Raw genomic sequence first — 17816 nt, forward strand, 5'->3', positions numbered from 1 at the left:
CCTACTCGAGGCGGCGGCGGAAGAGCCAGGCCGCGGCGGTCAGCGTCGCGGCGGCGATCAGCGCGAGCGGCAGGGTCTGGGCCGCGATCTCCGCCACCGGCAGGTCCTTCAGGAACACGCCCCTGACGATGATGAGGAAGTAGCGCAGCGGATTGACGATCGTGACCGGCTGCAGCCACTCGGGCATGTTCTCGATGGGCGTCGCGAAGCCGGACAGGAGCGTGGCCGGCACGAGCAGGAGGAAGGCCCCGAGGATGGCCTGCTGCTGGGTGGCCGCCAGCGCCGAGATGAAGAGGCCGAGGCCGGCGACGGACAGGAGATAGAACAAGGCGCTGCCATAGAGGAGGCCGAGCGAGCCGCGCAGCGGAATGCCGAAGACGAGGACGGCCGCCAGCACGTACAGCGTCAGATGCACCGAGCCGACGAGCATCGGCGGGATGACCTTGCCGATCAGGATCTCATGGGTGCGCAGCGGCGAGACCATCAGCTGGTCGAAGGTACCGAGCTCGCGCTCGCGCGCGATCGACAGCGCCGTGACGATGAGCCCGATGAGCAGCGCGATGCTGGCGACGAGGTTCGGCACCATGAACCACTGATAGATGAGATTGGGGTTGAACCAGTTGCGCGCCACCACATCGACCGGCGGCGGCGCCCGTCCGCCGCTGACGGCGATCTCCGCGCCAAGACCCTGGACGATGCGGGAGATGTAGCCGGCAACGATCTGCGACGCGTTGGACCGGCGCCCGTCGAGAATGACCTGCACCTTCGCCGGCACGCCGGCCGCAATGTCGCGCGAGAAGGTCGGCCCGATGGAGATGGCGGCGATCGCCTCCTGCCGGTCGATGGCCGCGGCGAGCGCCGCCTCGCCCGCCACCGGCACGACGCTGCGGAAGTCCGGCGCGCCTTCGAGCCGCTGCACCAGTTCCCGGCTCGCCGCGCCGGCATCCCTGTCGAGCACGACGAGATCGATGTTGGTGACGTCGAGCGTCGCCGCATAGGAGAAGACGAGGAGCTGCACGAGCGGCGGGCCGACGAGGATGAGCCGCGCCTTCGGGTCGCGCAGCAGCGCCAGCAGCTCCTTGACGATGAGGGCCTTGAGGCGCGTCCACCACATGTCAGGCGATCCGCTTGGCGGTGTTGCGCGCGGCGAGCACGAAGAGGACGAAACCCATCCCCGCCATGACGGCAATGGCGGGCAGGAACATCGACCAGATGTCGCCGGCGAGGAACACGGTCTGCAGGCTCGGGATGAGGTAGCGCGCCGGCACGATCATGGTCAGCCACTGGATCGGGCCCGGCATGGAATTGATCTCGAAGAGGAAGCCCGACAGGAGGAACGCCGGCAGGAAGCCGGACATGAGCGCCAGCTGCGAGGCGAGGAACTGGTTCTTGGTGGCCGCCGAGATGAGGAGCCCCTGCCCCAGAGCCGGCATGAGGAAGGCGGCCGAGAGCGCATAGAGCGCGACGAGCGAGCCGCGGAACGGCACGCCGAAGAGGAAGACGGCGAGGCCGACGCACAGCGTCATCGCGCCGAGCGCCAGAACGAAATAGGGCAGGATCTTGCCGATCAGCAGCTCCGCCGCGCTCACCGGCGTCGCCATCAGCGCCTCCATGGTGCCGCGCTCCCATTCGCGCGCGATGACGAGCGAGGTCAGCAGGGTGCCGACCAGCGTCATGACGATGGCGATGGCGCCCGGCACCAGGAAGAAGCGGCTGGCGAGCTCCGGGTTGAACCAGAAGCGCTGCTCGACCGCGACGCCGACCGGTGCCGATGCCGACTCGCTCGCCCGCACGGCCGCCCAGGTGGCGACGACGCCGCGCGCGTAGTTCTGGACGAAGTTTGCGGTATTGGGCTCGGCGCCGTCGACGAGCACCTGGATGGCGGCGGGGCGACGGCCGGCGAGATCGGCGGCGAAGGTCGACGGGATGACGACGATGCCGCGCACCCGGCCGAGCACCAGCGCCTCCTCGAATTCACGCCGGTCGTGCCCGTCGATGACGTCGAAATAGCGCGAGGCCCGAAAACTCGCCGCGAGGTCCTGCGCCGACGGCGTCGTCTCCTCGACGACGAGGCCGATGCGGGTGCGCGTCGTGTCGAGCGACACGCCGTAGCCGAAGAGGAAGACGAGGATGAACGGCAGCACGAAGGCGATGAGGATGCTGCTCGGATCGCGCACGATCTGCAGCGCCTCCTTGCGCACGAGGGCCCAGAGCCGCCTGAGGCGGCCGGTGCGGTCCGTGCTATTGGGCGCGCTCGTCATGCCGCCTCTGCCAGGCGTGATCGCTCGATGAGGGCGATGAAGGCGTCCTCCATCGTGGGGTCGGGCCGCTCGGGGCTTGCGACGCTCGCCCGCAATTCGTCAGGCGAGCCGAGGGCGATGGCCCGTCCGCGATAGATGAGCGCGATGCGGTCGCAATACTCCGCCTCGTCCATGAAATGGGTGGTGACGAGGACCGTCACGCCCTTCTCGACGAGGCCGTTGATATGCGTCCAGAACTCCCGGCGCGTGACCGGATCGACGCCGGAGGTCGGCTCGTCGAGGAAGAGCGCGGCGGGATCGTGCATGACGGCGCAGGCGAGCGCGAGGCGCTGCTTGAGGCCGAGCGGCAGGTCCTTCGCCGACATGCCGGCATGGGGGGACAGGGCGAAGACCTCCTTCATCAGCGCCGTGCGCTCGTGACGGCGGGCGCCGCCGAGCCCGTAGGCGCCGGCGAAGAAGGCGAGGTTCTGGTCGACGCTGAGGTCGCCGTAGAGCGAGAATTTCTGCGCCATGTAGCCGAGCTGGTTGCGCGCCTCGGCCGACTTGCGCCGAAGATCGAAACCGGCGACCCGGCCCTCGCCGCTCGTCGGCTTGAGGAGGCCGCAGAGCATCTTGAAGGTGGTCGACTTGCCGGCCCCGTTCGGGCCGAGCAGGCCGAAGATCTGCCCGCGCGGGATGGAGAAGCTGATGTCGTCGGCCGCCGTGAAGTCGCCGAAGCGCTTGGTGAGCCCGCGCGCCTCGATGACGGCCTCGTCGCCGCCAGCGGCCCGCATCGGGCTCGCCTCGGCCAGTTGCGAGCGCCCGCCGGGGCCGCCGCCGAGCATGTCGATGAAGGCATCCTCGAAGCGTGGCGGCGTCGGCCGCACCTCGGCGCCCTCCCCGGCCCGGCTCCTGGCCTCAGTGATGGCCGCGTCCTTCTCCTCGGCGCCCCCTGCGACCACGAGGCGGATGGTCTCGCCCTGGATGACGCCGTCGACGATGCCGCGACCGCCGAGCACCTCGGCAAGCACCGCGCGCCTGCCCTGCCCGACGCCGGTCAGCCTGAAGACACGGCCATCCACCTGCTGGGTGAGATCCCCCGGCGGGCCGGAGAAGAGCAATTCGCCGGCATTGAGGAGCAGCACGCGGTCGCAGGCCTCCGCCTCGTCGAGATAGGCAGTCGACCACAGGACGCCGATGCCTTCGCCGGCGAGCTCCTTGACCATCGCCCACAGGTCGCGCCGGGAGACCGGATCGACGCCGACGCTCGGCTCGTCGAGCAGCAGGAGCCGCGGCTTCGTGAGCAGCGCGCAGGCGAGGCCGAGCTTCTGCTTCATGCCGCCCGACAGGCGGCCGGCGAGGCGCCCGGTGAACCGCTTGAGATCCGTGAAGGACAGGAGCCGCTCGAAGACCTCCGCGCGCTCGGCCGGAGGGAGCCCACGAAGGTCCGCATAAAGATCGAGGTTCTCCGCGACCGACAGGTCCTCGTAGAGCCCGAAGCGCTGCGGCATGTAGCCGATGGCCGCCTGCACGGCCGCCGCTTCGCTGCGCGTGTCGAAGCCGAGCACCGAGAGCCGCCCCTCGTCCGGCAGGAGCAGGCCGGTCATGAGGCGGATCAGCGTCGTCTTGCCCGCGCCGTCCGGCCCGACGAGGCCGGTGATGCCGCCCTCGACAAGGCCGGAGACATTCCGCAGTGCCGGTGCTCCCTGGCCGAAGTCCAGGGTCACGTTCTCGATGCGGACGACGGGCTCGGCCATCTCATCCGCCTCCCGCCTCCGCCGCCGGCCGGGGCACCCTGACCGTGACAGGCATGCCCTGCCTGAGGCTGCCGTCCGGCGCGTCGACGACGATGCGCAGGCGATAGACGAGATCGGTCCGCAACGCCGGGGTCTCCACCGATTTCGGCGTGAACTCGGCCACCGGCGAGACGAAGCCGACCGTGCCCCGGTGCGCACGTCCCGGCTCCGTGTCGTTCGTCACCTCCACCGTCATGCCGGGCCGGATGCGGCCGAGGTCCGACTCGCCGACATAGGCGCGCACGAAGACGGGCGCTTCGAGCGACAGCACGTAGACGACGTCGCCGCTCGCCACGATGGCGCCCGGTTCCTCGACACGCGAGAGGATGACGCCCGCCGACGGCGCGCGGAGCTCGGTATCGGCGAGGCCGGTCCGCGCCGCCGCGAGGCTCGCCCGCGCGGCGTCGAGATTGGCCCGGGCGGCGGCGATGTCCTCCGGGCGCGTGCCGTCCTCGAGGAGGCGCAGGGCGGCACGAGCCGATTCGACGCGCGCCCGGGCCATGTCACGGGCCGCCGTCGCCTGGTCGAGATTGGCCTGCGAGGCGGCGCCGCTCGGCCTGAGCTGGTTCTGCCGCTCGAAGGCGAGCTCGGCATTCTCGAGATCGGCCTGCCGTTCGACATGGGCTGCACGGGCCTGCTCGATCTCGGCCGGACGCGGCCCGGCCACGAGCTTCTCGAGCACCGCCTCGAGGCTCGCAACCTGCGCCTCGGCTGCGCGAACGGCGTCCTCGGCCGGCCCGGCGTCGAGGCGGGCGAGCAGCTGCCCTGCCGCGACCCGGTCGCCCTCGTCGACCAGCGCCTCGGCGATGCGGCCACCGACGCGGAAGCCGAGGCGCGCCTGCCGGATGTCGACATTGCCGTAGAGCGTCAAGGCCTCGTTGCGGTCCTCCCGCCAGCCGAACCGGCCCGGCAGGTCGAACCACCAGCCGGCGGCAGCCACGGCAAGGGCAAGAGCGAGGAGGATGGCCGCCTTGCGGCCTCTGCTGCCGCTCATGGCGCGCCTCCCGGCCTGAGATCCGCCACGAGCGTGCGGGCGAGGCGCCGCACATGCTCCGCCTCCTCCGGACCGATCGCATCCCACGCGAGCTGGCGCAGCACCGCGGCATGGGCGACGCGAAACACCATCACGCCGCCGAGCAGGGCCAGGGTCCTGAGGCGCACGCCGTCTGCATCGGGATCCGCCGCGACGAGAATGCCGACCAGCCGGCGGGCCACGCCGAGCGTCGGCTCCATGACACCTCCGTAGATGCGCTGGAACGCCTCCGTCGGCGCCATCTGCTCGCGGATCAGGAACCGCGCCCAGCGCTCCGAGCGCGGGCTGACGAAGAGCGCCGCCATCGCCTCGAGCATCTCGGCCAGCAGGGCCTGCGCCTCCTCCCGGCCGATCGGCGCCGCTTGCCCTTCTGCCTGTGAAAGCCGTTCGCGCAACCGCTCGCGCAGGGGAGCGACATGGGCCTGGATGAGCCCGGCCAGATACTCGGCGGTCGCGAGATAGAGCCCTTCCTTGCTGCCGAAATAGTAGGGAATGGCCTGAAGGTTGACCCCGGCTGCGTCGGCGAGCTTGCGTGTGCTGGCGCCGTCGAAGCCGAACAGGCCGAAGACGTCGATGGCCGCGTTCAGCAGCCTCTCACGGGCGGCGTCACCCCGCCGCGGTGGTTCGTGCGTCGTTGACATGAGGCCAGGATACGGCTGCCGATCAATTCAGTCAATCGATTGATTTCCGACTGCGGCGGCTACCCGACTGTTTTTCTGCATTAACCATAGTTTTGTGAAATATAGACCGTCTGTACAGGGTCGTTGACTTTTTGTTAACCGCTCCATTAAGTGGGCGAGTCGTTTTTATGCGAGGAAACCTATGCGTATTCTGTTCGTTGCGGGGGCGCTCGCGCTGACCTTGGCCGCCTGCCAGACGGCCCAGGAATCGGCGGTCGACGCGGAGTTCACCTGTCGTGAAGCCGGTCTGCGGCCGGGCACGCGCGCTTATGACCGCTGCGTCAACGCGGCCTACAACAGCAATCGCCGCCAGGCTGACCAGGCAGCCTCGCAGGTGGCCGTCGGCACGGCTGCCGCCCTCGTCGGTGGCGCCGTTCTGGGGGCCGCGACCGCCCCGCGCGGTTACTACTATCGCTGCAACGCCTGGGGTTGCTGGTAGCAGCCAGGCGACACCGCAAGTAAAAGCCCGGCCGGAGGTGTCTCCGGCCGGGCTTTTCTTTGCCGGACGCGGATCCTCAATCCGCCTGCGGGACCGGCAAGGGGAAGAGCGACCGGTAGGGCCGGGCTTCGTCCACCGCCCGCGCAAAGGACGGGCGCGCCAGCAGCCGGCTGCGATAGGCGTGGACATGGGCGCAGGCCGCCGGGATGGGATGCGTCCAATGGGCATAGAACAGGAACGGCGCCGCCCCGCAGTCGGCGAGGGTGAACGCCTCACCCGCCGCCCAGACCCGCCCGGCCATCACCCCATCGAGCCAGCGGTAGGCACGGTCCAGCATCTCGCGCGCCTCGGCGACGCCCCGGCCGTCCTTCTCCGCCTCGGTCCGGAGAGCGTCGAAGACGATCTTCTGCTGGGGCGTAGAAATGTAGTTGTCGAAGAAGCGGTCCATCAGCCGCACCTCGAGCGCTGCCCGCGGGTCCTCCGGCACCAGCCGGAGCGAGCCTGGATGATGGAGATCGAGATATTCGATGATGATGCTGGCTTCCATGACCGGACAGCCATCGTCGACCAGCACGGGAAAGCGCCGCAGCGGCCAAACGGCCGCCAGTTCCGCCATCGCCTCCGGCCCGTCCAGCATGCGCAGGGCGAAGGGCACATCCTTCTCGTACAGCGCCACCAGCGCCTTCTGGCAATAGGAGGAGAAGGGATGGGCAAAGAGCGTCAGGGTCACGACCGGCCTCCTCGTTCTCGTGCGGCAGACGGCGCAGCTCGAGCCGGATCATCCCGATCGGCCACCGTGCCCGCCAGAGACTGATTGCGATTTGCAATCGGTTTTCTTCTCGCCCATCTGATTGTAGTTTGCAAGCAGATAGTGAGGTCCCGCGTTGAGCAACGCCTGCCGGTCCGGCTGCCCCATCAACCTGACGCTGGAGATGCTCGGCGATCGCTGGAGCCTCATCGTCATCCGCGATCTCATGTTCGGCAATCGCCGGCACTTCCGCGAGCTGCTCACCGGATCCGAGGAAGGAATCGCCTCGAACATCCTCGCCGACCGCCTGAAGCGGCTCGTCGCAGCGGGGCTCCTGACCAAGAGCGACGACCCGGCCCACCGGCAGAAGGCGGTCTATTCCCTGACCGAACCGGCGATCCAGCTCGTGCCGCTGCTTGCGCAGATGGGCGCCTGGGGCAGCCGCCACACGCCGGCCTCACCTGAACTGTCCATTCGGGCCAAGCTGCTCGAGGAGGGCGGCCCGCCGTTGTGGGAGGCCTTCATGGACGAGCTGCGCAGCCTGCATCTCGGCGCGCCGGCCAAAGGCCCGTCCGTGCTGGCGCGGCTGCAGGCCGCCTATGAGGCGGCCGTCGCACACGAGGCAGCCGGCACCTGAAGCACGACGCCGGTGGGCGGCCCTACAGCGGCCGCTTCAGCTTCTTGGCGATGACGCCGATGATGCCCTCGCGGAACAGCATCACGCAGATGACGAAGATGATGCCCTGGATGACCGTGACCCAGGCGCCGAGATGGGCGAGATAGTTCTGCATGGTCACGATGACCGCTGCCCCGACCATGGGACCGAAGACCGTGCCCATGCCGCCGACGAGGGTCATCAGCACCACCTCGCCCGACATGGTCCAGTGCACGTCCGTCAGCGATGCAAGCTGGAAGACGATGGCCTTCGTCGCACCAGCGAGCCCCGCCAGCGTCGCCGACAGCGTGAAGACGACGAGCTTGTAGCGGTTGGTGGCATAGCCGAGCGAGATGGCGCGCGGCTCGTTGTCGCGAATGGCCTTCAGCACCTGGCCGAAGGGCGAGTGGATGACGCGATAGATGAAGAGCACGCCGGCGAGGAAGATCACCGCGACGAGATAATAGAGCGTCGTGTCGCGCGACAGGTCGATGAGGCCGAACAGGCGCCCGCGCGGCACGGCCTGGATGCCGTCCTCGCCACCCGTGAACGGGGCCTGCAGCGAGAAGAAGAAGACCATCTGGGCGAGCGCCAGCGTGATCATGGCGAAATAGATGCCTTGCCGGCGGATGGCGAGCGAGCCGAAGACGAAGCCCAGCGCCGCCGCCGCCGCCGTGCCGAAGAGGATGGCGAGCTCGGGCGGCATGCCCCAGACCTTGGCCGTATGCGCGCAGATGTAGCTCGCCGTGCCGAGATAGGCCGCGTGGCCGAAGGACAACAGGCCACCGTAACCGAGCAGCAGGTTGAAGGCGCAGGCGAAGAGCGCGAAGCACAGCACCTTCATGAGGAAGACGGGATAGAGCAGGAACGGCGCCCCGGCCAGGAAGACGGCGATGGCGATGAAGATCGCCCGATGCAGATTGGCGGCCTCCACCGCCGCCCGCGTGGTCGGCGCCGTCGCCATTCTCTCGCTGACGCTCGCCATCACGCGGTCCTCCCGAACAGTCCGGCCGGCTTGACGAGCAGCACCACGACCATGACGACGAAGATCACGGTGGCGGCGGCCTCCGGATAGAACACCTTGGTCAGCCCCTCGATGAGGCCGAGGCCGAAACCGGTGACGATGGAGCCGAGGATCGAGCCCATGCCGCCGATGACGACGACAGCGAAGACGACGATGATGAGGTCGGCCCCCATGTTGGGATTGACCGAATAGATGGGCGCCGCCAGCACGCCGGCGAGCGCAGCGAGGCCGACGCCGAAGCCGTAGGTCAGCGTGATGAGCCGCGGCACGTTGATGCCGAAGGCCTGCACCAGCGTCGGGTTCTCCGTCGCAGCGCGCAGATAGGCGCCGAGCCGCGTCTTCTCGATGACGAACCAGGTGGCGAGGCACACCGCGAGCGAGGCGATCACCACCCAGCCGCGGTAGTTGGGCAGGAACATGAAGCCGAGGTTGCGGCCTCCCGCGAGCTCCGGCGGAATGCTGTAGGGCAGGCCCGAGACGCCGTACTGGTTGCGGAACAGCCCCTGGATGATGAGGGCGAGGCCGAAGGTGAGCAGCAGGCCGTAGAGATGGTCGAGATCGCGCAGGCGCGCGAGGAACAGCCGGTCGATGACGATGCCCGTGGCGCCGACGATCACCGGCGCCAGGAGAAGCGCCCACCAGTAGCCGATGCCGGCATAGTTGAGCAGCATCCAGGCCACGAAGGCGCCCATCATGTACTGGGCCCCGTGGGTGAAGTTGATGATGTTGAGCAGCCCGAAGATGATCGCGAGCCCGAGACTCAGGATCGCGTAGAACGAGCCGTTGATGAGGCCGAGCAGCAGCTGGCCGAAAAGCGCCTGAGGCGGAATTCCCAGAAGTTCGAACATCTCTCGACCGGCCCGTATACGCGCGGCGGGGGATGCCGGGGCGGCGCCGCCGCCCCGGCCCTTCACGTCAGCCCTTGACCAGGGGGCATTCGCCCTGGTCGAGCGGGCGGAAGGCCTCGGCCGCGGGGATGGTGGCGACGAGCTTGTAGAAATCCCACGGACCCTTCGACTCCTCGGGCTTCTTCACCTCGAAGAGATACATGTCGTGGATCTTGCGGCCGTCGGCCCGCACCTCGCCCTTGCCGAAGAGCGGATCCTCGGTCGGCGTCTCCTTCATCTTCGCCATCACCTTGGCGCTGTCCTTGTCCTTCAGCGCCTCGACGGCCTTGAGATAGTGCAGCGTGCCCGCATAGACGCCGGCCTGGACCATGGTCGGCATCTTGCCGCCGCTCTTCTCGGCGAAGCGCTTGGCGAAGGCGCGGGTCTCGTCGTTGAGGTCCCAGTAGAAGGATTCGGTCAGCACCAGGCCCTGCGCCGTCTGCAGGCCGAGGGCGTTGACGTCGGTGATGAACACGAGCAGCCCGGCAAGGTTCTGCCCCGCCTGGGTGATGCCGAATTCCGCCGCCTGCTTGATCGAGTTGATCGTGTCGCCGCCGGCATTGGCGAGGCCGATCACCTTGGCGCCGGAGGACTGGGCCTGCAGCAGGAAGGAGGAGAAGTCGCTGCCGGGGAAGGGATGGCGCACGGTGCCGAGCACCTTGCCGCCCGACTTCTCGACGACGGCGATGGTGTCGCGCTCGAGCGCGTGGCCGAAGGCATAATCCGCCGTCAGGAAGAACCAGGTGTCGCCGCCCGTCTTGACCATGGCGCTGCCGGTGCCGTTGGCGAGGGCCCAGGTGTCGTAGGTCCAGTGGATGGTGTTGGGCGAGCATTGCTTGCCGGTGAGATCGGACGCCGCCGCACCGGAGTTGATGAAGATCTTGTTCTTCTCGCGCGTGATCTGGTTGATGGCGAGCGCAACCGACGAGGTCGGCACGTCGAGGATCACGTCGACGCCATCCTGGTCGTACCACTGGCGTGCGATATTGGAGCCGATGTCCGGCTTGTTCTGGTGGTCGGCCGAGATGATCTCGACGTTGATGCCCTTCTCCTTGGCCTTGAAATCCTCCGCCGCCATGCGCGCGGCGATGACCGAGCCCTCGCCCGAGAGGTCGGCATAGAGGCCGGAGCGGTCGTTGAGCACGCCGAGCTTCACCGAGACCTGTGCCTGAGCCCCGCCGGCGAACAGGGCGACGAGCGCCGTGGCCAGCAACATGCGTCCTGTCTTCATGGACTTGTTCCTCCTCGTCTCTTCCCCACTGCGGCCAGGCCGCAGGCGCTAGACGCCGAGATAGGCGTGCAGCTTGTCGATATTGGCATCGAGTTCCGCGTTGGGGATCATGTCGACCACCCGCCCCTGCTCGACGACGTAGTGCCGGTCCGCCACGCGGGAGGCGAACCGGAAGTTCTGCTCGACGAGGACGATGGTGAAGCCCTCGTTCTTGAGCCGCGCGATGGTGCGCCCGATATCGTCGACGATGACGGGCGCAAGGCCTTCCGTCGGCTCGTCGAGCAAAAGGAGCCGCGCCCCCGTGCGCAGGATGCGGCCGATGGCGAGCATCTGCTGTTCGCCCCCCGACAGCTTGGTGCCCTGGCTCGCGAGCCGCTCCCTCAGATTGGGGAACAATTCGAAGATCTGCTCCACGGAGAGGCCACCGGGCCGCACCTGCGGCGGCAGGAGCAGGTTCTCCTCCACCGACAGCGAGGAGAAGATGCCCCGTTCCTCCGGGCAATAGCCGATGCCGAGCCGCGCGATGGTGCGCGACGGCATGCGCACGGTCTCGACCCCGTCGAAGACGACGGAGCCGGTGCGCTTCCTCATGATGCCGATGATCGACTTCAGCGTCGTCGTCTTGCCCGCGCCGTTGCGCCCGAGCAGCGTCACCACCTCGCCCGGCGCCACGTCGAAATCGATGCCGTGCAGCACGTGGCCCTCGCCGTACCAGGCGTTGAGGCCGCGCACGGAAAGGAGCGGCGCCGTCGCCGCCTTCGTCGCGATGTCGCGTGCCGCCTCAGGCATGACCGGCTCCGATATAGGCCTCGATCACGGCGGGATTGCTGGAGACGGTGGCGTAGTTGCCCTCCGCCAGAACCTTGCCGCGGGCAAGCACCGTGATGTGGTCCGACAGCGAGGCGACGACCGACAGGTTGTGCTCGACCATCAGGATCGTGCGGTTGGCCGAGACGCGCCGGATCAGCGCGGCGATGCGCTCGACGTCCTCGTGCCCCATGCCCGCCATCGGCTCGTCGAGCAGGAGCATCTCGGGATCGAGCGCCAGCGTCGTCGCGATCTCCAGGGCGCGCTTGCGCCCGTAGGACAATTCGACCGCCGGCATCGCCGCGAAATCGGCGAGCCCGACCGCGTCGAGCAAATTGAGCGCCTCGTCGTTCAGCGCGCGCAGCACCCGCTCCGAACGCCAGAAGTCGAACGAGCCGCCGCGCTTGCGCTGCAGGGCGACGCGCACGTTCTCGAGCGCCGTCAGATGCGGGAAGACGGCGGAGATCTGGAAGGAGCGCACAAGCCCGAGCCGGGCGACGGTCGCCGGCCTGAGCGCGGTGATGTCGTTCCCCTTGAAGGTGATCGTACCCTTCGTCGGGGTGAGGAATTTGGTCAGAAGATTGAAACAGGTCGTCTTGCCGGCCCCGTTGGGACCGATGAGCGCATGGATCGTGCCCCGGCGGATGTCCAGACTGACCCCGTCGACCGCTACGAACCCCTTGAATTCAATCGTCAGATCCCTCGTCGATAGAATGATATCGGCGGTCACGATGCCGTTCTGTCCTCTGGGCTTTTTTATTTTGAGCCTTGTCCTTGGACTGTGCACCGCCTCTCGCGTCAAAATCAACCGGCTTTTGCGCCGAAAGGATGCGCATAATTGGGAATGGACCGCCGCAGACCCGCCGGGGCAGCCGGTTGGCGCCGAATCCGGCCGCTTCCCTCCGTCACGCGAAGCGCTTCGCCCCGGCGACGCACAGGACGACGCCGGCGGTGACGGCCATCATCGCCGCATCGACGCTCTCGCCAAGCAGCGCCGCGGCGATGGTGAGGCCGAAGAAGGGCTGCAGCAGCTGCAGCTGGCCGACGGCCGCGATGCCGCCCTGGGCAAGGCCGCGATACCAGAAGACGAAGCCGATGAGCATGCTGAACAACGACACATAGGCAAGACCCAGCCAGGCCTCCTGCGAGGTGCCGGCGAAGGAGGCGGGCATGGTGAGGAGGGCGAGCAGCAGCATCACCGGCAGGGCAAGCACGAGCGCCCAGGAGATGACCTGCCAGCCGCCGAGGCGGCGCGACAGCACCGCCCCCTCCGCATAGCCGAGGCCGCAGGCGACGATGGCGCCGAGCATCAGGAGGTCGCCGGTCAGCGAGGCGGAGAAGCCGCGGGAGGCGGCAAAGCCGGCGACGAGCGCGCTGCCGAGGCAGGAGAACAGCCAGAAGACGGGGCGCGGCCGCTCGCCGCCGCGCAGCGTGGCGAAGATCGCCGTCATGAGCGGCAGGAGCCCGACGAAGACGATGGAATGGGCGGCGGTGACGTGACGGAGCGCCAGCGCCGTCAGGAGCGGGAAGCCGACGACCACGCCGAGGGCCACGACGGCGAGCGGGCGCAGGTCCTCGCGCCGCGGCATCGTCTGCCGGAAGAGGACGAGGAGCGCGCCGCCGCACAGGCCGGCGATCACCGCCCGCGCCAGCGTGAGGAAGACGGGGTCGAACCCCGCCACCGCCACGCGCGTCGCCGGCAGCGACCCGCTGAAGATCAGCACGCCGAGGAAACCGTTGATCCAGCCGCTCACAGACCTGTCCATCGCCATCCGCTCCCGATGCCGTGGTATCGCGCCGTGGTGCTGGCGGCGCCAGAGACAGTTCAGTACAATCTGCGATTACTGTTCTGGTCCATGGAGCAATACAGTTGCGATGAACGCCCCGTTGCCCCGGGAGGCCGGCAGCCGCGTCGCGCAGGTCGCGGCCGCCATCCGCGCCCGCATCGCGGAGCGCTCGCTGGCGCCCGGCGCGCGGCTGCCCTCCATCCGCAAGCTCGCCGCCGCGATGCAGGTGTCGCCGTCGACGGTGGTCGAAGCCTACGAGCGTCTCGTCGCCGCCGGCGCCATCCGGGCGCGCCGCGGCTCCGGCTTCTACGTCTGCGGCCCGTCGGAACCGCTGACCCTGAGCGCGCTCGCCCCCCGGCTGGAGCGCGCCGTCGATCCGCTCTGGGTGTCGCGGCAGGCCCTCGAGACCGACGAGGGCGTGCTGAAGCCGGGCTGCGGCTGGCTGCCGGCCGATTGGATGCCGCAGGAGGCGCTGCGGCGCGCGCTGCGCACACTCGCCCGCTCGGGCGCGGATGCGGCCCTCGCTGACTACGGCACGCCGCTCGGGCTGCCCGCGCTCCGCCAGCTCATCGCCCGGCGCATGGCGGAGCGCGGCATCACCGTTTCGCCCGACCAGATCATCCTCACCGAATCGGGCACCCACGCGCTCGATCTTCTCTGCCGCTTCCTCCTCAGCCCCGGCGACACGGTGCTGGTCGACGATCCCTGCTACTTCAACTTCCTCGCACTCCTGCGCGCCCACAGGGCGAAGGTCGTCGGCTTGCCGATGACGCCGGCAGGACCGGACGTGGAACGCTTCGCCGCCATCCTCGCGGCCGAGCGGCCCCGGCTCTACGTCACCAATGCCGGCCTGCACAACCCGACGGGCGCCGTCGCCTCGCCGGCCGTCGCGCATCGCCTGCTGCGCCTCGCCGAGGCGCACGACCTCACCATCGTCGAGGACGACATCTTCGCGGATTTCGAGGAGGAGCCGGCCCCGCGGCTCGCCGCGCTCGACGGGCTCGAACGCGTCATCGAGGTCGGCAGCTTCGCCAAGACGCTCTCGGCCTCGGCGCGCTGCGGCTTCATCGCGATGCGGCCGGACTGGATCGAGCCGCTGACGGATCTGAAGACGGCGACGAGCTTCGGCGGCGCGCATCTTGCCAGCCACATCGCCTTCGCCATTCTCGCCGACGGGGGCTATCGCCGGCATATGGAGGGCGTGCGGAGGCGCCTTGCCCGCGCCCGCCAGCGCACGCTGGCGCGGCTCGGCGAGCTCGGCATCGCGCCGTGGGTGGAGCCGCGCGCCGGCATGTTCCTCTGGTGCCGCCTGCCCGGGGGGCGCGATGCCGCCGCGGTCGCGCGTCATGCGCTCGGCCGGGGCGTGGTGCTGGCGCCCGGCAATGCCTTCAGCGCCTCGCGAAGCGCGGCGGCCTTCCTGCGCTTCAACGTCGCCCAGTCCGCCGATCCGCGCATCTACGCCGTTCTCGCCGAAGCGATGGCGACGTGAAGCGGGGCGGCCTGCATCACGCCGCCCCGCCCGGCTCTGCCGATGCCCGCGATCAGACGCGGGCGAAATTCGCCGTGGCCCGGCCCTTGAGGAAATGGCCCTGGCCCATGGTGGCGAAATCGAGGGCGAGGCCGGCGGCGCCGTCGATCAGGTCCATGATGCTGCCGTGGCGCAGCCCGTCGACGAGTTGCAGGGCCGGGCCGACGAAGGGCACCAGACCCGACAGGGATCTCAGCGCCGTCCCGAACTGGCCGGAGAACAGCCCCTTCGCCGCGTCATAGACATTGCCGATGATCGGGATCGACCGCACCGCCTGCTCCAGGCTGCCCCTGGCGAGGCCGTTGAGGACACCGAAGGGAATGCCGACGAGCGGCAGCTTGCCGAGGATGTTGCCGGCCAGGCCGAGAACGCCCTTGGCCAGGCCCTTGAACCACCCGAACAGACCGCCGGAGCTGGGCCGGAAGTCGCCGGCAACCGATATCCGGGCCTGCGGGCCCGATCGGGGCGTGAAATCCCCGTTGATGGAAAACTGCGCCGGTCGGCCCATGGCCTGCCCACCGCGCACGGAACCGCTGCCCAACTGGGCAGCGGCCCGAGTCGCGCTGGACCAGTTGCCCGTCAGGACAGCGCCGCCTCCGGGGCTGCGCAAGGTGAGATTGACGGCTATACTCATAATATATCTCCCAATGAAGCACCTCCCGCGCCACAATCACGGGATGAATATTGCCTGTTCAGGAGAGCTCATATGAGCGGCAAGATCGATATCGAAGGAGAGAAATTGTATTTTTCGGAGCGAGATCGCCGGAGATGCATGACACATGGCCGATCTACGATCCCCGCGCGTAACGAATGACCGCTGCTTGGTGGTCTGACAACCGGCGTGATTGACCATGTGGGCGGTCCGAATAGCCTGGGACGGGACCACCCGCGCGGCGAAAAGATCCGCTCAGGCCGGCCAGCTGCGCATCGCCAGGCGGCCGACCATCTGCAGCTCCGCGCGCGGGACGCCGTCGCGCGCCTGAACCGTCAGGCCCTGCAGCACCGTCTCAAGGAAACGGGCGAGCGCCGCCGCATCGGTGTCGGCCGGCAGCTCGCCGGCCGCGATGCCCTTGCGGATCCGCGCCTCGAACTGGTCGACGTGGCTGGCTCGCATCTCGGCGAGGGCCGTGCGAACGGACGTCGCCGCGGGAGAACAGTGCGTCGCCGCCGTCGCGACCATGCAGCCGGCCGGCTGGCCTTCGCGGGTCAATTCGCGCGCCGCAGCCTCGAACACCCGCTCGAAGGCCGTGCGCACCGGGATGTCCTCGGCGAGGATGCGCGCGGCATAGCTGCCAGGCCCCTCCAGATAGCGGTCGAGCGCGGCCTCGTACAGCTTCTCCTTGTTGCCGAAACAGGCGTAGAGGCTGGAGGGGCTGAGACGCATCGCGCCGGCGAGGTCGTCCATGGAGGTCGCCTCATAGCCCCGGTCCCAGAACAGGACCATGGCCGCATCCAGCGCCGCCTCCCGGTCGAAGCAGCGCGGACGCCCGCGCGGGCGCTTCTCCGCCGTCATGTCATTTTCTGGAACCATCGTTCTATAAATTCTTGACGGACCCTGTCCTGCTGCCTAACTGTGTCCCCATTATGGAGCAATCGCTCCAGTAATATCATGGGGCGCCTGCGCCGCAAAGCGCAAGTCGCCGCAGCACCGAGGTTCGTCACTCAGCCACCGGCGCTCCACGCCGTTTATCAGATCCCACTTTCATTCCGGAGCTGGATTCATGTCCACTGCCCCAACGGGAACCGCTTGCCTCGATTCAGCCCCTGCGCAGGCCGCGGGCCCGACCGCCCGCCACTGGCTCGCCGCCGGCTCGGTCGGCACCGCGGCCTTCGCGCTCGTAACCGCCGAGTTCCTGCCCGTCGGCCTGTTGCCGGCCATGGCCGCCGACATCGGCATCACCGAGGGCCAGGCCGGCCTCATGGTCACCATGGCGGGCGTGCTCGGCGCCATTGCCGCCCCCTCGGTAACGGTGGGTGCCGGGCGGCTCGACCGGCGCATCGTCCTCATGGTCCTCGTCGGCCTGCTCGTCCTTTCCAACCTGATCGTCGCGCTGTCCACCTCCTACCCCCTCATTCTTCTTGGCAGGCTGCTGCTCGGCATCGGTGTCGGCGGCTTCTGGTGCATCGGCGTCGCCATCGGCCCGCGGGTCGTGCCCGAGCCCACGGGCACGCGCGGCACCGCCATCATCTTCGCCGGCATCTCGCTTGGCACCGTCGCGGGCGTGCCGGCGGGGACCTTCATCGGCGATCTCTTCGGCTGGCGCGCGGCCTTCGCCGCCGCAGCGGGCATCGGGGTCGCGGTGCTCGTCGCGCAGGCGCTGCTGCTGCCGTCGCTGCCACCCCAGCGTGCCATCCGCTGGCGCGACCTGCCTGCCCTGCTTCACGTGCCGAAGGCGCGCATCGGGCTCCTGGCCGCCTTCGTCATGTTCGGCGGCCAGTTCTTCGCCTACACCTACATCGCGCCCTATCTCGTTCAGATCACGGGCCTCGGCTCGGGCATGGTGACGGGCCTGCTGCTCGCCTATGGCACCGCCGGCTTCTTCGGCAATATCGTCGGCAGCTGGGTGGCCGGAAAGGACGCGCGCACCGCCGTCGCCACCACTGCCCTCGTCCTCGGCGCCTCGGCGCTGGCGCTCGCCGCCTTCGGGGCGATCCCCATCGCCGCCATCGCCATCATCGTCGTCTGGGGGCTGGCCTTCGGCGCATTGCCCATTGCGACCCAGACCTTCATGTTCCGCGCCGCCTCCGAGGCGCTGGAGACCGGCGCCGCCCTGCTCGTGTCGCTGATCCAGGTTGCGATCGCCCTCGGTGCCACCGTCGGGGGCCTGACCGTCGACGGTCTCGGCCTCGTCAGCACCATGGTGGCGGGCGGCATCGTCATGATGCTCGGGGCGCCTGTGATCGCGATGCTCGGGCGCGAGCGCAGGGTCGCGGCCGCCGTTCCGCACTGAGAGCCCGACG

General features: G+C 68.9%; 18 protein-coding genes. 4 read left to right on the forward strand and 14 right to left on the reverse strand.

The window, feature by feature from the left end; genetic code table 11:
* Position 1: 1 nt before the first annotated feature.
* Genes GGR16_RS18570 through GGR16_RS18590 form a run of 5 tightly spaced genes read right to left on the reverse strand, consistent with a single transcriptional unit; the run spans position 2 to position 5710 of the window.
* Entirely contained in the window at positions 2-1114 is a 1113-nt protein-coding gene (locus tag GGR16_RS18570) for an ABC transporter permease (protein ID WP_183317582.1), read from the reverse strand.
* A gap of 1 nt (position 1115) precedes the next feature.
* Positions 1116-2261 (reverse strand): ABC transporter permease, encoded by a 1146-nt coding sequence (locus tag GGR16_RS18575; protein ID WP_183317583.1) that lies wholly within the window; start codon positions 2259-2261, stop codon positions 1116-1118.
* The gene (locus GGR16_RS18580; RefSeq protein ID WP_183317584.1) at positions 2258-3997 is read right to left on the reverse strand and encodes an ATP-binding cassette domain-containing protein; all 1740 of its coding nucleotides are present in this window, start codon (positions 3995-3997) and stop codon (positions 2258-2260) included. The genes GGR16_RS18575 and GGR16_RS18580 overlap by 4 nt, the downstream gene beginning before the upstream one ends.
* Position 3998: 1 nt before the next feature.
* Complete coding sequence (hlyD, locus tag GGR16_RS18585; RefSeq protein ID WP_183317585.1) at positions 3999-5030, reverse strand: secretion protein HlyD; 1032 nt, start codon at positions 5028-5030, stop codon at positions 3999-4001.
* On the reverse strand, positions 5027-5710 hold the full coding sequence (locus GGR16_RS18590) for a CerR family C-terminal domain-containing protein (protein WP_183317586.1): 684 nt from the start codon (positions 5708-5710) through the stop codon (positions 5027-5029). The genes hlyD and GGR16_RS18590 overlap by 4 nt, the downstream gene beginning before the upstream one ends.
* Before the next feature lie 181 nt (positions 5711-5891).
* Between GGR16_RS18590 and GGR16_RS18595 the strand changes: the two genes are divergently transcribed.
* Positions 5892-6188 (forward strand): hypothetical protein, encoded by a 297-nt coding sequence (locus GGR16_RS18595; RefSeq protein WP_019404701.1) that lies wholly within the window; start codon positions 5892-5894, stop codon positions 6186-6188.
* Between the two features lie 76 nt (positions 6189-6264).
* Here GGR16_RS18595 and GGR16_RS18600 read toward each other — a convergent pair whose 3' ends face one another.
* On the reverse strand, positions 6265-6918 hold the full coding sequence (locus GGR16_RS18600) for a glutathione S-transferase family protein (RefSeq protein ID WP_019404702.1): 654 nt from the start codon (positions 6916-6918) through the stop codon (positions 6265-6267).
* A gap of 154 nt (positions 6919-7072) precedes the next feature.
* Here GGR16_RS18600 and GGR16_RS18605 point away from each other — a divergent pair, with 154 nt between their 5' ends.
* Positions 7073-7573: a winged helix-turn-helix transcriptional regulator gene (locus GGR16_RS18605; protein WP_019404703.1), complete on the forward strand. Its 501-nt coding sequence runs from the start codon at positions 7073-7075 to the stop codon at positions 7571-7573.
* Positions 7574-7595: 22 nt separating this feature from the next.
* On the opposite strand, the gene GGR16_RS18610 is transcribed toward GGR16_RS18605, so the two are convergent.
* The 6 genes from GGR16_RS18610 to GGR16_RS18635 all read right to left on the reverse strand — a co-directional run bounded on the left by GGR16_RS18610 (position 7596) and on the right by GGR16_RS18635 (position 13306).
* Entirely contained in the window at positions 7596-8576 is a 981-nt protein-coding gene (locus GGR16_RS18610; RefSeq protein ID WP_019404704.1) for a branched-chain amino acid ABC transporter permease, read from the reverse strand.
* On the reverse strand, positions 8576-9463 hold the full coding sequence (locus GGR16_RS18615; RefSeq protein WP_019404705.1) for a branched-chain amino acid ABC transporter permease: 888 nt from the start codon (positions 9461-9463) through the stop codon (positions 8576-8578). Before GGR16_RS18615 ends, GGR16_RS18610 begins: the two co-directional genes overlap by 1 nt.
* A gap of 67 nt (positions 9464-9530) precedes the next feature.
* On the reverse strand, positions 9531-10733 hold the full coding sequence (locus GGR16_RS18620; RefSeq protein WP_019404706.1) for an ABC transporter substrate-binding protein: 1203 nt from the start codon (positions 10731-10733) through the stop codon (positions 9531-9533).
* A 48-nt stretch (positions 10734-10781) separates the two neighbouring features.
* Positions 10782-11522 carry an ABC transporter ATP-binding protein gene (locus tag GGR16_RS18625; RefSeq protein WP_019404707.1) on the reverse strand — a complete coding sequence of 247 codons (741 nt, stop codon included), beginning with the start codon at positions 11520-11522 and terminating at the stop codon, positions 10782-10784.
* Complete coding sequence (locus GGR16_RS18630) at positions 11515-12270, reverse strand: ABC transporter ATP-binding protein (protein WP_019404708.1); 756 nt, start codon at positions 12268-12270, stop codon at positions 11515-11517. The genes GGR16_RS18625 and GGR16_RS18630 overlap by 8 nt, the downstream gene beginning before the upstream one ends.
* Before the next feature lie 175 nt (positions 12271-12445).
* Positions 12446-13306: a DMT family transporter gene (locus GGR16_RS18635; protein ID WP_026015582.1), complete on the reverse strand. Its 861-nt coding sequence runs from the start codon at positions 13304-13306 to the stop codon at positions 12446-12448.
* Between the two features lie 109 nt (positions 13307-13415).
* On the opposite strand from GGR16_RS18635, the gene GGR16_RS18640 reads away from it, so the two are divergent.
* Positions 13416-14816, forward strand: coding sequence for an aminotransferase-like domain-containing protein (locus GGR16_RS18640; RefSeq protein ID WP_183317587.1), 1401 nt, complete (start codon positions 13416-13418; stop codon positions 14814-14816).
* Between the two features lie 52 nt (positions 14817-14868).
* Here GGR16_RS18640 and GGR16_RS18645 read toward each other — a convergent pair whose 3' ends face one another.
* Positions 14869-15489: a hypothetical protein gene (locus GGR16_RS18645; protein ID WP_183317588.1), complete on the reverse strand. Its 621-nt coding sequence runs from the start codon at positions 15487-15489 to the stop codon at positions 14869-14871.
* 273 nt (positions 15490-15762) lie between these two features.
* Positions 15763-16368, reverse strand: a complete 606-nt coding sequence (locus tag GGR16_RS18650; RefSeq protein ID WP_183317589.1) for a TetR/AcrR family transcriptional regulator — start codon at positions 16366-16368, stop codon at positions 15763-15765.
* A 208-nt stretch (positions 16369-16576) separates the two neighbouring features.
* Between GGR16_RS18650 and GGR16_RS18655 the strand changes: the two genes are divergently transcribed.
* Positions 16577-17806, forward strand: a complete 1230-nt coding sequence (locus GGR16_RS18655) for an MFS transporter (RefSeq protein WP_183317590.1) — start codon at positions 16577-16579, stop codon at positions 17804-17806.
* Positions 17807-17816 lie beyond the last annotated feature (10 nt).

Source organism: Chelatococcus caeni (genome assembly GCF_014196925.1).
GTDB classification, from domain to species: domain Bacteria; phylum Pseudomonadota; class Alphaproteobacteria; order Rhizobiales; family Beijerinckiaceae; genus Chelatococcus_A; species Chelatococcus_A caeni.

Excerpts from the sequence above, each read along its gene's own strand:
- GGR16_RS18580 (WP_183317584.1), bottom strand. The coding sequence starts at position 3,997 with ATGGCCGAGCCCGTCGTCCGCATCGAGAACGTGACCCTGGACTTCGGC.
- GGR16_RS18645 (WP_183317588.1), bottom strand. The coding sequence starts at position 15,489 with ATGAGTATAGCCGTCAATCTCACCTTGCGCAGCCCCGGAGGCGGCGCT.
- GGR16_RS18620 (WP_019404706.1), bottom strand. The coding sequence starts at position 10,733 with ATGAAGACAGGACGCATGTTGCTGGCCACGGCGCTCGTCGCCCTGTTC.
- GGR16_RS18655 (WP_183317590.1), top strand. The coding sequence starts at position 16,577 with ATGTCCACTGCCCCAACGGGAACCGCTTGCCTCGATTCAGCCCCTGCG.
- GGR16_RS18635 (WP_026015582.1), bottom strand. The coding sequence starts at position 13,306 with ATGGACAGGTCTGTGAGCGGCTGGATCAACGGTTTCCTCGGCGTGCTG.
- GGR16_RS18625 (WP_019404707.1), bottom strand. The coding sequence starts at position 11,522 with ATGCCTGAGGCGGCACGCGACATCGCGACGAAGGCGGCGACGGCGCCG.
- GGR16_RS18640 (WP_183317587.1), top strand. The coding sequence starts at position 13,416 with ATGAACGCCCCGTTGCCCCGGGAGGCCGGCAGCCGCGTCGCGCAGGTC.
- GGR16_RS18595 (WP_019404701.1), top strand. The coding sequence starts at position 5,892 with ATGCGTATTCTGTTCGTTGCGGGGGCGCTCGCGCTGACCTTGGCCGCC.
- GGR16_RS18610 (WP_019404704.1), bottom strand. The coding sequence starts at position 8,576 with ATGGCGAGCGTCAGCGAGAGAATGGCGACGGCGCCGACCACGCGGGCG.
- GGR16_RS18590 (WP_183317586.1), bottom strand. The coding sequence starts at position 5,710 with ATGTCAACGACGCACGAACCACCGCGGCGGGGTGACGCCGCCCGTGAG.
- GGR16_RS18575 (WP_183317583.1), bottom strand. The coding sequence starts at position 2,261 with ATGACGAGCGCGCCCAATAGCACGGACCGCACCGGCCGCCTCAGGCGG.
- hlyD (WP_183317585.1), bottom strand. The coding sequence starts at position 5,030 with ATGAGCGGCAGCAGAGGCCGCAAGGCGGCCATCCTCCTCGCTCTTGCC.
- GGR16_RS18650 (WP_183317589.1), bottom strand. The coding sequence starts at position 16,368 with ATGACGGCGGAGAAGCGCCCGCGCGGGCGTCCGCGCTGCTTCGACCGG.
- GGR16_RS18570 (WP_183317582.1), bottom strand. The coding sequence starts at position 1,114 with ATGTGGTGGACGCGCCTCAAGGCCCTCATCGTCAAGGAGCTGCTGGCG.
- GGR16_RS18615 (WP_019404705.1), bottom strand. The coding sequence starts at position 9,463 with ATGTTCGAACTTCTGGGAATTCCGCCTCAGGCGCTTTTCGGCCAGCTG.